General features: G+C 68.1%; 11 protein-coding genes and 1 pseudogene. 5 read left to right on the top strand and 7 right to left on the bottom strand.

Features of this window, described 5'->3' with window-relative positions; all coding sequences use genetic code 11:
• The 3 genes from U9977_RS16480 to U9977_RS16470 form a co-directional block, all read left to right on the top strand.
• Positions 1–610: 3-oxoacyl-[acyl-carrier-protein] synthase III C-terminal domain-containing protein (locus U9977_RS16480; protein ID WP_322750153.1), on the top strand; the 610-nt coding region annotated here is incomplete at its 5' end.
• A 72-nt stretch (positions 611–682) separates the two neighbouring features.
• Positions 683–1,348 carry an excisionase family DNA-binding protein gene (locus U9977_RS16475; protein WP_322750152.1) on the top strand — a complete coding sequence of 222 codons (666 nt, stop codon included), beginning with the start codon at positions 683–685 and terminating at the stop codon, positions 1,346–1,348.
• Between the two features lie 110 nt (positions 1,349–1,458).
• The gene (locus U9977_RS16470) at positions 1,459–1,896 is read left to right on the top strand and encodes a DUF6036 family nucleotidyltransferase (RefSeq protein ID WP_322750154.1); all 438 of its coding nucleotides are present in this window, start codon (positions 1,459–1,461) and stop codon (positions 1,894–1,896) included.
• 410 nt (positions 1,897–2,306) lie between these two features.
• On the opposite strand, the gene U9977_RS16465 is transcribed toward U9977_RS16470, so the two are convergent.
• The 7 genes and pseudogenes from U9977_RS16465 to U9977_RS16435 all read right to left on the bottom strand — a co-directional run.
• Positions 2,307–2,507 carry a hypothetical protein gene (locus U9977_RS16465; protein WP_322750151.1) on the bottom strand — a complete coding sequence of 67 codons (201 nt, stop codon included), beginning with the start codon at positions 2,505–2,507 and terminating at the stop codon, positions 2,307–2,309.
• 126 nt (positions 2,508–2,633) lie between these two features.
• Complete coding sequence (locus U9977_RS16460) at positions 2,634–4,253, bottom strand: hypothetical protein (protein WP_322750150.1); 1,620 nt, start codon at positions 4,251–4,253, stop codon at positions 2,634–2,636.
• 345 nt (positions 4,254–4,598) lie between these two features.
• The gene (locus U9977_RS16455) at positions 4,599–7,121 is read right to left on the bottom strand and encodes an InlB B-repeat-containing protein (RefSeq protein WP_322750149.1); all 2,523 of its coding nucleotides are present in this window, start codon (positions 7,119–7,121) and stop codon (positions 4,599–4,601) included.
• Between the two features lie 34 nt (positions 7,122–7,155).
• The gene (locus tag U9977_RS16450) at positions 7,156–10,101 is read right to left on the bottom strand and encodes a PKD domain-containing protein (RefSeq protein ID WP_322750148.1); all 2,946 of its coding nucleotides are present in this window, start codon (positions 10,099–10,101) and stop codon (positions 7,156–7,158) included.
• A gap of 48 nt (positions 10,102–10,149) precedes the next feature.
• Positions 10,150–12,486: a transglutaminase TgpA family protein gene (locus tag U9977_RS16445; RefSeq protein ID WP_322750147.1), complete on the bottom strand. Its 2,337-nt coding sequence runs from the start codon at positions 12,484–12,486 to the stop codon at positions 10,150–10,152.
• Positions 12,483–13,628, bottom strand: a complete 1,146-nt coding sequence (locus U9977_RS16440; protein WP_322750146.1) for a DUF58 domain-containing protein — start codon at positions 13,626–13,628, stop codon at positions 12,483–12,485. The genes U9977_RS16445 and U9977_RS16440 overlap by 4 nt, the downstream gene beginning before the upstream one ends.
• Positions 13,629–13,862 (bottom strand): annotated as a pseudogene (locus U9977_RS16435) (ATPase); the annotation flags it as partial.
• Here U9977_RS16435 and U9977_RS16430 point away from each other — a divergent pair.
• Both U9977_RS16430 and U9977_RS16425 read left to right on the top strand, forming a co-directional pair.
• Entirely contained in the window at positions 13,811–14,398 is a 588-nt protein-coding gene (locus tag U9977_RS16430; RefSeq protein ID WP_322750145.1) for a glycosyltransferase family 4 protein, read from the top strand. The pseudogene U9977_RS16435 and the gene U9977_RS16430 overlap by 52 nt on opposite strands.
• Positions 14,395–15,558 carry a glycosyltransferase gene (locus U9977_RS16425; protein ID WP_322750144.1) on the top strand — a complete coding sequence of 388 codons (1,164 nt, stop codon included), beginning with the start codon at positions 14,395–14,397 and terminating at the stop codon, positions 15,556–15,558. Before U9977_RS16430 ends, U9977_RS16425 begins: the two co-directional genes overlap by 4 nt.
• The last annotated feature ends 1,295 nt before the right edge of the window (positions 15,559–16,853 follow it).

Raw genomic sequence — 16,853 nt, 5'->3', positions numbered from 1 at the left:
GCGGGGACGACCCGCGGTGGTCCTGTGCGTCGAGCTGCCGTCGCTGCACGTACAGCCGTTCGGTCCCGGGGCTGAACGCGATGTCGAGCAGATCGTCGCGCACGCGCTGTTCGGGGACGCGGCCTGCGCCGTGGTCCTGGAACCGGATGTCAGCGGAGGGGATGTCAACGGAGGCCTGGAGGTCATCGACACCGAGTCCGTCACCGACCCGTCATCGGCGTCCCTGATGACCTGGACGGTCACCGACCACGGCTTCCGGATGGGCCTGTCGGCAAAGGTGCCCGACGTACTGGCACTGCATGTCGAGAAGGCGACCAGGGCGCTTCTGGGCCGGCACGGACTTGACGTCGACGACGTCGCCGGATGGGCGATACACCCCGGCGGACCGCGCATCGTGAACGTGGTGGCGGAGAAACTCGGATTACGCGCCGACCAGACCGCCGCGAGCCACGAGATCCTCGACACCCACGGCAACTGTTCGTCGGCGACGGTGCCGCTGGTTCTCCAGCAGCTTCGGCGGAACGCACAGCTGCGCCCCGGGGACCCCGTGGTGGCGATGGCCTTCGGCCCTGGCCTGACCCTGTGGAACATGCTCCTGAGAGCACGTTGAACGCCTACCCCGAACGCCTACCATTACACGATCACCGCCATTTTATGATTGACGCCATTGCATGATCGGCGTTTGTTTGTTGCTGTGTACGCCCAGCGGGCCGAAAAGCGTACCTTCCAACAAACGTACGCCGATCATGATGCGGACGGGTCGAAAATCCTGCCGCTCTGGGCCGTGACCGCCGCGCCCAGTTTGTGTTTTTTGGGGATAGAAGAGATCATTGTTGCTGTGAGCGTGATGACGGCCGGACAGGCGTGGCTGACCACTGGGCAGGCCGCGATGCTGTTGGGCACGTCCCGTCAACACGTGGTTGATCTATGCCGGCGCGGGATGATGCCGTTCGAGACGGTGGGCAGCCATCGGCGACTTCGCCGTGCCGACGTCGAGGCCTTCGCCGGCGGCACGCTGACCCGTGACGAGGCACGCGGGTTGTGGTTGCACCGTGCAGTGGCGGGCCGATTGGCGCTCGACCCCGACGGGACCTTGAACAAGGCACGAGCGAACCTGGAAAAACTGCAGCGGGTGCATCCGACCGGCATGGCGGCACGCTGGCTCGGCCAGTGGCAGGCAGCGCTGGACGCGGGGACCGAGGCCGTCTTCGACGTACTGGTGTCGCGGTCGCCACAGGCTGTCGAGCTTCGGCAGAACTCGCCGTTCGCCGGTGTGCTGTCCGAGCAGGAGCGACAGGCGGCCCTGGCCGCATTCCGTTCCTGGTGGCACCGCGAGCGCACCGCGTGAGACGCGAACAACTCGAGCACGTACTCAGGGCGGCGTCAAGCATCGCCGCTGATCCCGAGATTCTCGTCATCGGCAGCCAGTCGGTTCTCGGGGCCATTCCCGAGGACTGACTGCCGGAAGAAGCGACAGCCTCGATCGAGGTCGACATCGCCTTCTTCGACGATGTCGACGATGTCGACGAGGCGAAGGCGGATCTGGTCGACGGTGCGATCGGCGAACTTTCACCCTTTCATGAAACATTCGGCTACTACGCCCAGGGCGTCAGCGTCTCGACAGCCGTACTGCCCGAAGGATGGCGTGAACGCATAATCATCGTGGAAACGCCGAATACAGCACCGGGACGAGGACACTGCCTGGACCCCCATGACTGCGTGGTGTCCAAGCTGGTAGCCGGACGAACGAAGGACTTCGCGTTCGCCGACGCCCTGGTTCACGAACGACTCGTCGATCCGGAAATTCTCCGCGACCGCATCGAAACACTCGAGACCCATCCGATGATCGTGCAGCGACTCCGTTCCTGGGTCACTATGCACCTTCCCGCCTCGTAGCGCAACCAATCAGCCACGCCGGCTCAGCGAGAATCGGCTCGCCGCCCACCCGCCACGCTGCCGCACCTACGAAGGCCTGCTCACCGCGACAGACGGCGAAGACTGATCGCCGATTAAATTACCATGGGTGACCCGCTGAAGCCTGGCGCAGCTCCGCCGAACGGCGACCATGCGCCTACCATTGCATGATCGGCGTTAGTTTGTTGCTGTGTACGCCCAGCGAGCCGAAAAGCGTACACAACAACAAACCCGCGTCGATCACAGCGTTCAGATCGGTCGGTGCCTGTTCGGGCAAGCATCTGTAGTCATTTAATCAACAGCCGTGATCTTGCCTGATCCCCGGCCGGTACCCGAGCTGGAATGGAATGGTGTCAGTACGGCGCCTGCTACAGATGGCGCGCCGGTCGCTCTTAGTATTCCAGTTCGGTCCTCGCCCGCTCCAGTAACCGCGCGAACTCTGTATCGTCGCCGGGGTCGATCCCAGCGAGCAACGCATCGAGACCTGTCGGGTCGTCATCCATCGATGTGAGCAGGTCCAGCGCCCGACTGCGGACAGCCCCGTCGGCCCCCGCCCCTGCCAACTCCTGCATGCCCAGAAGCAGTGGAAACAATCCGCGCACCGTCGTGACCGGCCCCATCCTTCAGGGATGCGCGACGCAAACTCGATGTGCGAGGGTGGTCGCGGGGGAAGACGTGATGCCGGCGTGGCAGCGGCGTGGAAATCCGCGTCAGCGAGGTCAGGGGACTCGATAAATGCGTACCTCGACCCCCATGCTCGCCGAACCAGCCACCGCCTCGGCGATTGCCGCTTCCTGCGCCGCTGTCAAGGGGGTGTCCGGGATCGCAACGTCCACTACCCGCCGGGTCTGTGGTCCGATGGTCATGGTGTGGCCTCCTTTTTCCCAGGTACTCTCGCCAACCCCGGCGATGATGCCCGCCTCATCCTCGATGAGTCTGGCCAACCTCGCACCCTGGTACGACTTTGCCGCCGTGTCGATCGACTTGAGCTGACCGGCCTCCAGGGCGGGCGCGCTCGGCCCACCGGATGAATAGACGGCGCGGTCGAACCGGTCGAAGTTGCCGTAGAAATGAGTACCAGGCGTAACGGACTCCAAGGCGGCTTCTGCGCCCCTGCCCTGGGTTACGTTGCCCTGGCCCCAGATCGTGGGAGTCCTGGGAGCGGTCGGCGGCGCGGGCGGCACTGTCCCACCCGCAGCCTTACCTCGGACAACCTGCGAACCCTTCATCCAGCGACCGCTGAGCGATGCCCCCCGCAGTGCCCCGAGCGACTGGATCGCCGAAGTGTGCGCGACGGGGAGCGCGACATCCATCAGGTACTGGACGACGAAGATTCCCTGCTGCAGGACCTCGTCCCCCAGCAGCGTCCACTGCTGTTCCCGGACCAGCTGCTTGACCTGCCACAGGACCGGTAGCGTGCTGCGGTTGCGGACCTCGGGCCACAGAAAGCCGCCCGGCCCCGGCTTCGCCTCGCGGAACTGCCTGTCGGCCTCCTCCTCGCCCATCTGGTTGTCACCGATCGTGCTGATATCCAGCTCGACGTCCGCCAGATCACTGAACCGGATGATGTTCGAGAAGTCCGCCGGATGAGCTACCCGGTATTTGGGCTGCCAGGAGTACCTGTTGACCGTCGCGTCGACATACAGGGTTCGCGACGCGGGCGTGGTAGCCCTTTCCAGCAGGTAGAGAATCCGGACGGGATCGCCGATGCCGTCCGCCCTCCGGATGTTGTCACGGATCGGAGGGATAGCGCCCGAATGACCACGCAGGAATCGCAGCTGGTCGAACTCCTGCATTCCATTGAACTCGCCGAAGAACCTGGCCCAGTCCCTGCCGTCGACGAGGTCGATCAGGTGTTGTTCACGGCTTGTCGACCCCAGGGTTCCACGTCTGCGTTCGATGACCGTCAGCGCACCCGGCGCACCGGGAACGGCCGTCGCCTCGTCCCGGCGGTCGATCAGAGCATCAAGAGCGTCGCGGTTCAGTGCCGCGGCCAGACGGGACTGCTGGGCCGCGGTCGCCGCCGCAAGAATGTTGAACGCGCCGTTCGGCGGGCTGGTGAAGTTGCCGCTGCGGATCGCCCAGTGCAGGTTTTCGCTGAGCTCCCGGAATGCCGGGTCGGCCGTTGAGGTCGAGGCGTTGGTGATCGCGAGGTGGATCCGAGAACGGTCGGAACGACCACCGTTTTCCTCAAGGTTGGCGGCCAGCTTCGCCCGCTCGGCCGACGTCAGTGCCCGCAGCACCCGGACCATGTCGTCCATCGACAGGCCGTTCAACACATGGTAAGCCCCGGGCGGATCCTCCGTTTCCCAGTTCCCGTCGCGCGTGCCGTTTCGCACCCAGCCGATCCGGTCCCCGATCCACGACCGCTGGACGATTGGCGCCCTTTGGAGGGTCGGACCGAGCGGCGCTGTCACAAGCGGCTCCAAGGTTGACGCCGTAGCACCGTTGATCCCACCTCGGAGAAGGGCGGCCGTCGCGCGATTACCGGCTGTGCGTTGCAGCGTGCCGAGCTCGGCACGCTCAGCTGAACCGTGGCCAGGGTTGCGGGCAACGACCGGACGCGCCGGCTCATGGCGTTCCGAAGGGCTCTGCGACCGTGCCGACGTCTCCGGCATCCGGCCCTCCTGTTAGTCGTGGCCCCAGGGAATCACCTACGTGTCAGCCGCACGGTCTGGATCAGGCTATTCCCACGTCGTGTAGCTGATCGTGAGTATATTCGAATTCGCATCAGGAGCTTTGACGACGCGGAGGGCCGAGAAGCGGCCGTCCTGGGTCCGTGCACAGAGCCTCGTCCCCGCCGGGAGGTTGTCCGTCGTTATCTCCGCACCCGACAGCGCCGCACCCGCACAATCAGCATAAGTGAGCGCACTGCTACCGGATGGCATGACAGCAAGCCCGGCTGAGCCCATGGGCGCCAGGCCCCACAGGTTGGTCCCGACTCCGTGGAGCCAGGCGTCGGCGCCCGCGCTGCCACAGCACGGTGCGACCGCCCCAGCATCAAGATCCATATTGGAAAGCGATGGTAGATCGATGGTGCCCGAGCTGTGAACCGGGCGGTTCTGCGCCGTGAAGGTTGCCGTTACGTTATGCGCCTTATCCATGGTGACGGTGCAGGTACCGGTCCCCGTGCAGTCGCCCGACCATCCGCTGAACGTCTGACCTGACGCCGGCGTAGCGCTCAGCGTCACCCGCGTGCCGGCGGTATAGAGCGCTGTACAGGTGCGCACCCCACCGCCCGGCGGACAGTCGATTCCTCCGTTCCCGGTCACGCTGCCACCCGCGCCCGGGTTGGAAACCGTCAGCTGGAACGTCTGAATCTGGCTGAACTGCGCGGTGACATCGTGGAATTTGTCCATTGTCACGGTGCACGTCGCAGCTGTCGCACAACCCGGGGCGCCCGACCAGTTGTCGAAACGGTTGCCACTGCCGGGGTTCGCCGTCAGCGTCACCTGCTGCCCGGCTGGAAACGTTGCCTGGCACAGGCTCGTGCAGGGCCCGCTGGCCAGACCCGTGACGGTGCCTGTACCGAGAATCGTCAACGACAGTGTGAACTGGTCCGCCGTCGGGGTGGGCGTCGGAGTGGGGGTAGCGGTACGGGTCGGGGTGGCGGTCGGGTGGTCGGGACTGTCCGTGGGATGTGGCGTCGGTGGGACCACCGGTTGCGTGTCGGCGACCACGGTGATCGTGGCGGTGGGGGTGGCCTGGCGGCCGTCGGCGAGCCGGGTCAACGCCTGCACGGTGTAGATGCCAGGCTTCGGCCAGGAATGACTGACCTGAACGCCGAAGGCCGGCGCATCATCGCCGAACGTCCATGTCACGGAAGCGACGATGCCGCCGTTCGTCGCGACCACCCGCAGCGCCACCGGCTGATTGACCGTAACCTCGGTCGCCGACAGCTGGATCTGCACATCCCCCTTGGGCGGCTGACCAGTCGGCGACGCAGTCAGCCGTGGGGTCGGCGAGGCCGTCGGCCATGGCGTAACAGGCGGCTGGATGGGCGTGGGTGCCGTCTGGTTCCCCGAACCGGCGCTGGGAACCACACCTACGCCCGGATTCTTCGGATCGTACTTGCGGATCTCCCGAACCGACCCGTCCAGCCGGATGACTCCCGCTCTGGCGGTCGCCGGATCGTTGTAGAATACGAACGAGCCCTGCGGCACCAGTTCGAACCGCGCCGGCGGATCCAACACCTTCTTGGTGACCACACTCCGGCTGGCGATGTCGACCACGCTCACCTGACCCGTGGTCAGATTCGGGACGAACACCTTCCCGGCCGCCTCCCGCGGCGCCCCCAATTCATTACCCGCCATTTTCAGGTCGATAACGGTATTCTCGCAGGAGTTCTGCGACAGATTCGACACCAGCAGCACGCCCCGCTGGCCCGACACCGCATACACATGGTCGCCTGTGGCCGACCCGGCCACCCGAACCGTGTTGTCCCCCGCCCGGGCATCCACGCACGCCACCGGAGCGGAAACGCCGCCGTCGCCGAGCGTGCGAACCGTCCGCGCTCCGAGGTCAACCACCGCCACCCGATCACCGATCGGCACCAAAGTGGAACGAGCCGGATCAACCGACCCCGACACATCATGGCGGCCGGCGGCGTCCAGCCGGACGATCTTCCCGGTGTCACCGTCGACCACCCACAGCCGGCCTGCACCATCGACCAGCGCACCGCCCGCCGGTATCCGCGCCGCCAGCGACTGATCGTCCCGCAGCTTCCGCAACGTCCGCGGATCGGCCGTGCTCACCGAACCGGTCCGCTCCCCGATCGCGAACAGCGCCTGCCGCCCGGCATAGACGGCGAGCGGCTCACCCGGACTGGCGAACCGGACCCCGCCCGACACCGCGAACGTGGCACCGTCAACCCGCCGCACGCTCCCGTCCGCCGTGTTCGACACGTAGGCGTCGGCCCCCGACTGGGTCGCGGCCACCGCCCCCGACCCCGACGAAGGCACCGTGACCTGGGCCACCACCTGCGCGGACGACCCATCCACCAACGCCGCCTGACCAACCGAGGACACCAGCCACGCCGACCCGTCATCCAACGCCACCGACCGCGCCGGAACATTCCCCAACCAGCCGGCAGCCACCAAGGCGCCCACAATGACGACGCCAGCCAACGCCGCCGGCACCCAGCGGGCCGCCCGCACCCGGCTGCTGCGGAGCGCCCCCGCGCGACCGTGACGTCCCGATCGCCCCATCGTCGTCACCGCATTCCCTTATCCAGCGGCGCGGTCAACAACATTTCACATATACAGACGTCTGCGCCATGCTGGTCTTCCCGGCCGTGTCGGTGACATACACCTTGGGGTTGTAGGTGGTCCCTGGATGGTTTCCGGGCCCCCATCCGTGCTGTAGTCGTGGACCAGTCTGTTTCACGGGTTGGCTGCCGTCGCCGAAATCGAAAGTGTAATCCCGGATCGGCGTCGCGTCGGTGTCTGAAGATCCGGACGCATCAAGAATGAACCGACCGTCGTACGGGTCGTTCGGGACGACTCTCGTCGCGGTGAGCGCCGCCGTCGGCGGCTGGTCCTGCTGAGCGAAGGTCACCGTGACATTCCGCGCCTGATTCATGGTGACGGTGCACGACGACCCCGCGCAGCCACTCGCCGACCATCCGCTGATATTCCAGCCCGATGCCGGCCAGGCGGTCAGCGTCACATCCTCACCGGCTCTCGCGTTGACGGTGCAGGTCGCGCTGCAGCTCCCCAACGATCCGCTGACGAAACCGCTGACATCGACCCGACCGTTGCCGTTTGCCGTCACGGTGAGCGGATAGGTACTCGGCCCGGTCGTGTCGAAGCGGGCGGTGACGTTACGCGCCTTATCCATGGTGACGGTGCACGTCGTCCCGGTCCCGGTGCAGTCACCCGACCATCCGCCGAATGTCGAGCCCGATACGGCCGCAGCCGACAGGGTCGCCTGGGTGCCGGGGTTGAGGTGCGCCTGGCACACATCCGGGCAGAACAGCTCGTCGGGGCCGGTCACCTTGCCGCTGCCATTCCCGCTGACCGATACCGCCAGCGTGAACTGCTGCGCGGTGACCTGAGTGGTGTACGTGTCCGTCCGGCCCGCCGAGTCCGTCACCGTGACAGTCGGGCTGTACGTGCCCGCAGCGGAGTAGCGGTGCGTAGCCGTGGCCCCAGCCTGCGGACCGACCTGCGCAGTGCGGTCGCCGAAGTCGAAGGTGTAACTCATGATCGGCGCCGAACCCGCCCTCGAGCCCGAGGCGTCCGCCGTCACGTCCAGTGCCCCGCCCCCGGGGGTGTGGGCGGCCGAAAGCCTGGCGGTCGGCCCGGCTTCCACCGCACCAGCGGCGACCGAAGCACTGCGCGTGGCCGTTCCGCCATTGCGGTCTGTCACCGTGAGGCTCACGGTGTAGGACCCGGCTTGGGTATAGCGATGGGTTGCCGTGGCCCCGGGCTGAGGACCGACCTGCGCGGTCCGGTCACCGAAGTCGAAGGTGTAACTCACGATCGGAGCCGAACCCGCCCTCGAGCCCGACGCATTCGCCGTCACGTCCAACGGTGCCGGACCACTCGGCGGGCTCACATCGAGTAGTGCTGTGAGCACACCGCTTTCGCCGCCCTTTACACCGCCGTCTCCGCTTTCGATACCAGTGCCGGCCGACCCGGACCCCACGGATGGGGTTTGGGTCGGAATCACCGATTCGGTCACGGTGATCGTGGCGGTCGGAGTTACCTGACGGCCGTCGGCAAGCCGGGTCTGCGCCCGGACGGTGTAGACACCGGGCTTCGGCCAGGAATGGCTGACCTGGACGCCGGAGGTCGGCGCATCATCTCCGAACGTCCAAGCCACGGCGGCGACGATGCCGCCGTTCGTCGCGACCACCCGCAACTCCACCGGCTGGTTGACAACGACCTGAGTCGCCGACACCCGGATCTGCACGTCCCCCTTCGCCTGTTGCGGCTGCCCGGTCGGCGGCGTTGTCGGCCCGGTCGGCGGCGAGGTCACCGGAGACTGCGTCGGCGAGGACTGCGTGGGCGAGGACTGCGTCGGATTCCCCGAACCCGGCCCCTGGAATACCCCGTTACCGGGATTCTTGGGGTTGTACTTCTCAGTCTGCCGAACCGATCCGTCCAGGTGCACCACCCCCGCCTGCGCACTGTGGGGATCGTTGTAGAACATGAACGAGCCCTGCGACACCAACTCGAACCGGGTCCGCTCCGGCAACACCTTGGCGCTCGCGACCAGCCGCCGCGCGCCAACATCCACCACAATCACCTGACCAGCGGTGAAATCCGGGATGAACACCCGCCCGGCCGCCTCATGCGGCGCACCCAGATCATGACCGGCCGCACGCAGATCCACCGCCGTGTCACACGACCCACGCGACAGATCCGACACCAACAACACACCACGCCGACCACTCGCCGCATACACCCGATCAGCCGACGTCGAGCCGGCCACCGTGACCGTACTGTCACCGGCCTGCGTGTCCACACACCCACCGGTATCCGTACCGCCATCCGCACGCAGCGGACGCGCGGTCCGCGCGACAACATCAACAATGACGACCGTGTCACCAGAGCGCACCAGCGTCGCCCGCGCCGGATCAACAGCCCCCCGCCTGGTATGCCGGCCCGCACCGTCCAGCCAGATCAGATCACCGGTGTTGGCATCCACCAGCCACAACCGGCCGGCACCGTCGAGCTGCGCCGCCCCGGGCGCCACCCGTGCCGCCAACGACTGCTGCGCCCGCACCTGCAACGTGAGCGGATCAGCCGTCGTCACCAGACCCGACTGCGCACTGACCGCATACACCGCCTGACGCCCCGGATACACCGCCAACGCCTGCCCCGCATTCGCGAACCGGGCCGGAGACGACACGGCGAACGTCGCACCATCGACCCGCCGCACCGACCCATCCGAGGTATTCGCCACATACGCATCCGCACCCGACTGCGCCGACGACAGGTCCGCGCCACCCTCACCGACCTTCACCTGCGCCACCACCTGCGCCGACGACCCATCCACCAACGCGGCCTGACCCACCGACGACACCAACCACGCCGACCCGTCATCCAACGCCACCGACCGCGCGGGAACATCCCCCAACCAACCGGCAGCCACCAACGCACCGAGCACAACAACGCCGGCCAATGCCACCGGCACCCAACGGGCCGTCCGCACCGGACGCGTGAGCCGTCGCCGTCGCATCTCCGTCACCTCACGTCAGACCATCGGGAAGCCCGAACCAAAAAATGATCATCTGCTGCCACCCGGGAGCAGCGGCCGGGGATCGACGATCGCCCGCGCCCGCCGGGGCAGCCCACCCGCGCGGTTGAGTTCACGGCAGGCGAGCCGGGTGAGCTCCCAGGCGCGCCGGGCATCGGCCTCGCCAGGCTCGGTTTCGGCGAACAGGGCCGCGTTGACCACCGGCACGAGCTGTTCCATCTGCTCCCCCGCTGCGCCCACGGCGCGCAGGTCACGGGTGTGCCCCACCACGTCCCGCGTGGTCAGGGCATGTGATCTCGGCAGGCCGCACTCGGAGAGCCGGTCCCGCACCTCGCGCCAGGCACCGCCGATACGAGCCGAGGGTGGCCCGGAGCGTTGCCGGTGCCGCCGCCTTCGCGCCTTCTCGCCGACGATCAGTGACAGAACCAGCACAATGCCGAGGAGTACGGCGAGGCCGAACCAGGCCGCCGTCCCGGCCGCACCACCGCCGCCCCCGCCGCCCGGTGTACCGGTGGTGGAGAGCTCCGGCTGGATCACCGGGGGCGCCGGCTCCGCCGACGACGGCGGCTTCACTGCTGGCCCGCCATTGGAGGAATTCGGGTCGGCCGGTGGCAGCTTGGTCACCAGGTTGCTGACATCGGTCGGTTCGAACGCCACCCACCCGAGACCGGCGAGGTTGACCTCTGGCCACGTGTGGGCGTTACGCGTGGTCACCCGGAACGTATTGGGCCCGGTCGAGGAACGTTGGTCGAGCAGGTAGCCGACGGCGACCCGGGACGGGAAACCCGCGATCCGTGCCATCAGCGCGAACGCGGCCGCGTGCTGCTCGGCGTAGCTGCGACGGAACTGGGCGCTGTCGGTGTCGACGGCGAGCATCCGGGAGACGGCGCCGTAGGAGTGACCGGGCGCGGCGCCGAGATCGTACGGGAACCTCTTCGGGTCCCGCAGATACGCCTGAATCCTGACGAGCCTGTCGTACGGATTGGTCGCACCGTCGATGATGCCGTCGGTGAGTTGCGTCAGGTCGGCTGGCACGGCTCCCGGCAACGCCCGGTAACGCGTCACCGACGGGTCGTTCAGGGGTCTGGCCGCGGCTTTCTCCGCGTCGGTGGGATTGGGCACCATCGAGCGCAGGTCGTAGCGCAGGCCGGGCCCCGGGGATGTTGTCATCGCCAGGACGCCGGAATCCGGTGCGAACGCCATCGTCGCGCCGGTACCGCCGCCGGTACCGCCGCCGTTACCGCCACCGATGTCGGTGATGCCGACCGGGCGCCCGAGCGAGGGTAGAAACACCCCGTCGAGCCGATCGACGGTGACCTCGGCATCAACGGTGACGCCGCGCGGGGTCGCCGCGACAGGATCGTCGGGCAAGGTCCGACCGGTTGCCACGAATGTCGCGCCGTCGGTCCAGCTGGCGCCGTCGAAGTCACCGAGAGCGGCTGTCCGGATGCGGTCGACCTGCAGACTCTCGGTCGAGGCCAGGTGGACGGTGAACAGCGGCTCCACCGGATCTGCCTGAAGCTGGGCCTTGACGTTCACCAACGGGTTGAGGGCCGAGGTCACCTGCACCGGGGGATGGCGGTGGTCACGAGGGTTGAACCGGTCGGAACCATCCGCGATCGGCAGGACCGCGGCACCGAGCGTACCGACGACGACAAGGATGACCACCACCGGCAAGCCGAAGGCCAGCCGACCCGAGGTGAGCCGCCGCCAGGAGCGCCCAGCGTCCGACCGCCCATTACCCGACGGCCTGACGTCCGACCGCCCAGCACCAGCGCTGTCGTGGGAACTGGATCGATCGGCTGCCCGGACCAGCGCCAGCGCTCCCCCGGCCAGCAGGATGGCGCCGGCCAGCCACACCTGTGAGCGCCCGCGCGCGGCAACCAAGAGCAGACCCGTGGCGAACGCGAGGATCGGCGGCGGCAACGGAGCGAGCACAGCGTCGGTCCGCAGCGCAACGACGACGCCAACAGCCGTTGCGATCCACAGCAGCAACGCCGGGACGATCAGCAGCTCGCCGGTCGGATCCGCCGGAAGCCCCGCGGTGAGCATGGCTGCCCAGCCGTCACGCAGGCCACGGCCGAAGGCCCCGAGGAGCGAACCCGGCAGCCCGTTCCCCCATCGGGACGGGAACAGCGCGAGCAGGGCGAACAGCAGGCCAGCGCCGGTCGCCACCAGGAGTGTGACGTCGAGACGACGGATCCGTACCGACGCGACGGCGGCCACGACCGCGGCGAGCACGACGGACCCACCGAGCGGTACAAGGTAGCCAGCACCGGCGAAGAACGGGCCGAAGACCATCGCCACCAGCACCATCACAGCTGCGACGAGCACGAGCTGGCCGACCCGCGGCCGGATCGCGCTCACCTACGTACCCTCGCGTTCCAGACAGCGGCGAAGTCGTCGCTGGTCCGGACGTTCACGACCATGGCTCCCTGCACCGAGGGTCCGGGACGATCGTGCTCCTCGCCAACCTGGACCAGGCTCGCCATCGTGAACCGGCTGCGGACCAGGGAGATGGCCGCGAGCATCGCGGCCGGCGCCTGCCCGGTCACCACGCCGAGCGCCACGCCGTCCTCCCGCGGCAGCATGCCGGGCAGCGCGCCGAGTCCGGGATCGTCGTCCGCGGCGCGCACCTCCGCGAACAGGTCGAGGATCGACCCCCGTTCGGCCGCCCCGCGGTCGGCCACCGCGCACACCCCGCCGGTGGTCCGTACCTCGACCGGAAAGCCATGGTCCCGGGCGGAGATCGCAAGGGAGGCGGCGACCCGCACCGCGTCTTCGAAGTAGTCCTTGCTGTAGGGGGCGGTGCTGGTGTCGAGCACGACCATCAGCCGCGGCTCGTTGGGCACCACGTTGTGACGGACCATGAGTTTCCCGGTGCGGGCGGTCGACCGCCAGTGCACGAGCCGTAGATCGTCGCCGCGGACGTACTCCCGCAGGCTGTGGAAGGCGACGCCGCCGAGCGGCGCCGTGCTCGTCGTGGGCCCGTCCATGTCCCGGGAGCCGCCGGTGGGTAGCGGTGCCACCGGGTGCAGCCGAGGATGCACCTTCAGCTCCGACCGGGAGGCGTAGGAACGTCCGATGTGCATGAGCCGGAGCGGGTCGCTGTGACCGATGGTGAGGGGACCCACCTGGTAGACGCCGCGGCGATCGGTGGGCAGCGGGTAGGCGGTCTCGAACGAGCGGTCCGGCGCCAGACTGGGCAGGGTCACCGCGACGTGGCGCTCCCCCACGGCCTCGCTGGCGAGAAACGGCGGGCTGCGCCGCCGCGCGGAGTTGGTCACGGTGAGCAGACCCCGGGCGCCCTCGCCCTCGGCCACCCGCAGCGGCTGGATCTCCCGGACGACGATGACGTCCGGAGTGATGAGCATCCAGGCGGCCGCGACGAGCAGGGCGGCCAGACCCCCGAGGGCGAACACGACCAGCTCCGGGTAGTCCAGGAGCGCACCGGACAGGCCGAGGATGACAACGGCCGCGGCAACAGCGAAGCCCGACCGGGTGATCATCTAGTGAACCACCCGCTGATCCGGCACCGGTACCGACGCCGTGAGCCCGCTGAGCAGGCTCGCCGCGGTGCCGCCGGCCAGCTCCGCCTCGGGTCGCAGCAGCATCCGGTGGCCCAGCACGAACGGGACGAGCGTGCGCACATCGTCCGGGGTGACGAACGACCGCCTGTCAGCCGCCGCGTGTGCCTGGGCCGCGACCGCGAGCGCGAGCCCGCCACGTGGGCTCACCCCGAGGCCAGGAGCACAACCACAAGGGCCATGACGTGCTTCTGGACGCGGTGGCCCGCATCGCCCGACGCGACGACGGCATCACTGTGACGATTGTCGGCACCGGTCGCCGCCATGACGCGCTGGTGGCTCGGGCGCGCGATCTCGGTATCGGCGGTGTCGTGACCTTCGTGACCGTGCTTGACCGGCCCGGGATACGCGCCGCGTTCGACGAGACCGACCTGTTCGTTCTGCCCTCGCGCACCGAAGGACTTCCCCGGGTGCTGCTGGAGGCCGCGGCCCGCGGCGTTCCCGCGATCGCCTCGAGCGTCGGCGGCACGGTGGAACTGCTCGCGGGTGCGGATCTGGTGCGCCCGGGACACCCTGCCCAGCTCGCCGCCCGCATCGAGGAGGTGCTCGTCTCGCCTGGGCGCCTGGCCGCAATGTCTGTTCGTAACAGGGCGACGGCGGAGGGATATCGTGCCCGGCTCCTCCAGGAACGCGCCCGGCATTTCTACGTCGAGTTCGCCCGTCGGGTGACCGAGCCCGGGTCGCGATCGTGAGCGTGGGAGCGCCGCGGACGGTGCTGCACGTGGTCGGCGCCATGGACCGGGCTGGTGCGCAGCGTCGTACCGTCGAACTGATGCGCAGGCTCGATCCAGATGAGTTCCGGTTGGTGTTCTGCGCCCTGGCCGGCGAGCCGGGAGCGTGGGAGGACGAAATCCACGCGCTCGGCGGAGAGGTGCACCACTGCCGACCCGGCCCATCCTTCCCACTGACCTTCATCCGACTCCTGCGCCGGCTGCGGCCCTCGGTCGTGCATTCATCTGTGCCGACATCCTCGGGGGCTGTGCTCGGACTTGCCAGAGTGGCCGGCGTGTCGCGGCGCGTCGCCCACTTCCACACCGGCCAGGATTGGCGACGCACCGGTCCGGCCGGGGAACGCCTGGCGCGCGTGGTCGACCGAGGTCTGATCGACGTCGGCGCGACCGATCTGGTGGCGGTGTGCGAGACCGCCATGCGGGGGCTCTGGCGGTCGGAATGGCGGGTCGACCCGCGTTGTCGGGTGATCTATGACGGGTTGGCGGTCGAGCCGCTCGGGGTTGCCATCGCAGCCCGGCGGCGTGCGCTGGAGACCGCGCCGGTGGGCGTGGTGGACCCGATCACCCTGGTGCACATCGGCCGGCCCGGGATGAACGCCAATCGCGCTCGCGCCGTGGACGTCCTTGCCGCGCTGCAGGCCCGTGGGGTCGACGGCCGCCTGCAGATCATCGGCTGCCAGGAGACCGGCGACACTGCGCGGCTGCTCGCACTCGCCGCCCGACGCGGCGTCCGTGACCGTGTCGCGCTGCTCGGGGAGCGTGACGACATCCCGCGTCTGCTGGTCGCGGCATCATTGTTGCTGGTCACATCCCACCACGAGAGTCTGCCGAGTGCCGTGCTGGAAGCCTGTGCGGTGGCCACCCCGGTGCTGTCCTGCGATCTGGCCGGCGTCGGGGAGATCTCTCGACTCCTGCCGGGGATCACCATGCTGCCGCTGTCAGCAGCGGAGGAGATCTGGGCTGACACCGCGCGGGCGCTGACCAGCCTCCCGCCGTCCCTGGACGACCGACGGGCCGCGTTGCGGCATTTCGTCCGCTCACCGTTCACAATCGAGAACTGGCAACGGGAGCTGATGGCCGTCTGGTCCGAGCGGGTTTCCGCGGCTCCTCCGGCGAGGTGAGAAAATACCTGAGCGGGTATCGTCGGGTCGGGCGCATGAATGTTCGGCAGGGATTGTCATGCCGTTGTTCACTGTTCGTCCAAGCTGCTTGTGGAGAAGGTGAACCTGCACCGGCAGGGTCGCCAGGTCGGGCTGGTGCGCCGGTGCGGCCATTACCCCGTTCTTCGGTCTTTCCGCGTTCTTCGTCAGTTGCTGAGGTGCGGCGGCACAAGTCGTTACGACCGGGGGCTGTCGCCGTAACTCGTGCCGCCGCACCAGCTGGAAGGTACCGACGGCCCCACCCCGGTGGGGTGAGTGGGGACGGAGGCGGGGACCGCCGGTACCTGTTCAACCCTCGGTGGCCAGGGCACGGTAAGCCGGCCACCGAGGAGCTTATGTAGTCTCCGGCCGAACCGAAGACGGCGCGAAAAGGGCCAATATCGCGCCGTCATCGGCCGGCCGGAGACGGGAAGAACGACTTCTCGTCCAGCCCCCTTCCGCATGTTTTCCAGCGGCGGTCGGTTGCTGAACTGTTTGGCAGCTTAGGGCGCGTCAAGCCCATGCGTCTACTCCCAGTTGGGCGACATCGGTCTCATCGGAATGTGGTTCGCCGGCTGACCGGGGAACTGCGAAGTTACCGCGACACACCGCATACGAGCACGGCGATCCGCCATCGCCGGAGCCACTCGCGGGTGAACTCCCGGCCCGTCCCGACGTATCTGCTTCTTTTCAGCACCGGTCCGGTGAAATCCCGTTCAGGACGGTATCGCCGCGGACGGATTCCGCCCCGGCAGGAATACCGGCCGTGCCCGTGCCCCGTGCCCGTGCCCCGTGCCCGTGCCCGTGCCCCGGGGCCGGCGAAGTCGCCGAGTCGCAGTCGTCGCCCGGCGCCACGGACCGGCGCCACGGACCGGCGCCACAGACCGCACATTTGCATTATCGAAGCGATCGGTGTAACGAGCAGGTTGGAGCGTCGGCCGACCCCGTGACCCGTACCGATCAAGTGGGCACCGGTCCGGGCCGGCCCGGGCGGCGCTGTGGTCCGGTTCGTCGCGACCGGACCAGCCGGGACCAGCCGGGACCGGCTGGGACCAGCGCGGATGCCGGCGGCGGGAGCTGACAGTGTCCGCGCCTTTGAGGTGGCGTCGTTGAAAATAGTCACGCTGTGTAGATATGGGTCTTTTCTGCGGTGGGGCCGTGATCGGGGTCGGCTCGCGGGCGGATCAAGTCGGCCGGTAACCCGCCAAAACCGGAAAAAGAGCCAGGCGAGCAGGTCCTGGACACGCCGGGCGCCGATCTGTGAGGAGACCAACAGC

The sequence above is a fragment of the Protofrankia sp. Cas8 genome, assembly GCF_963555845.1.
In the GTDB taxonomy this organism is placed as follows: Bacteria; Actinomycetota; Actinomycetes; order Frankiales; family Frankiaceae; genus Protofrankia.
This window is presented reverse-complemented; position numbering and strand designations above follow the sequence as displayed.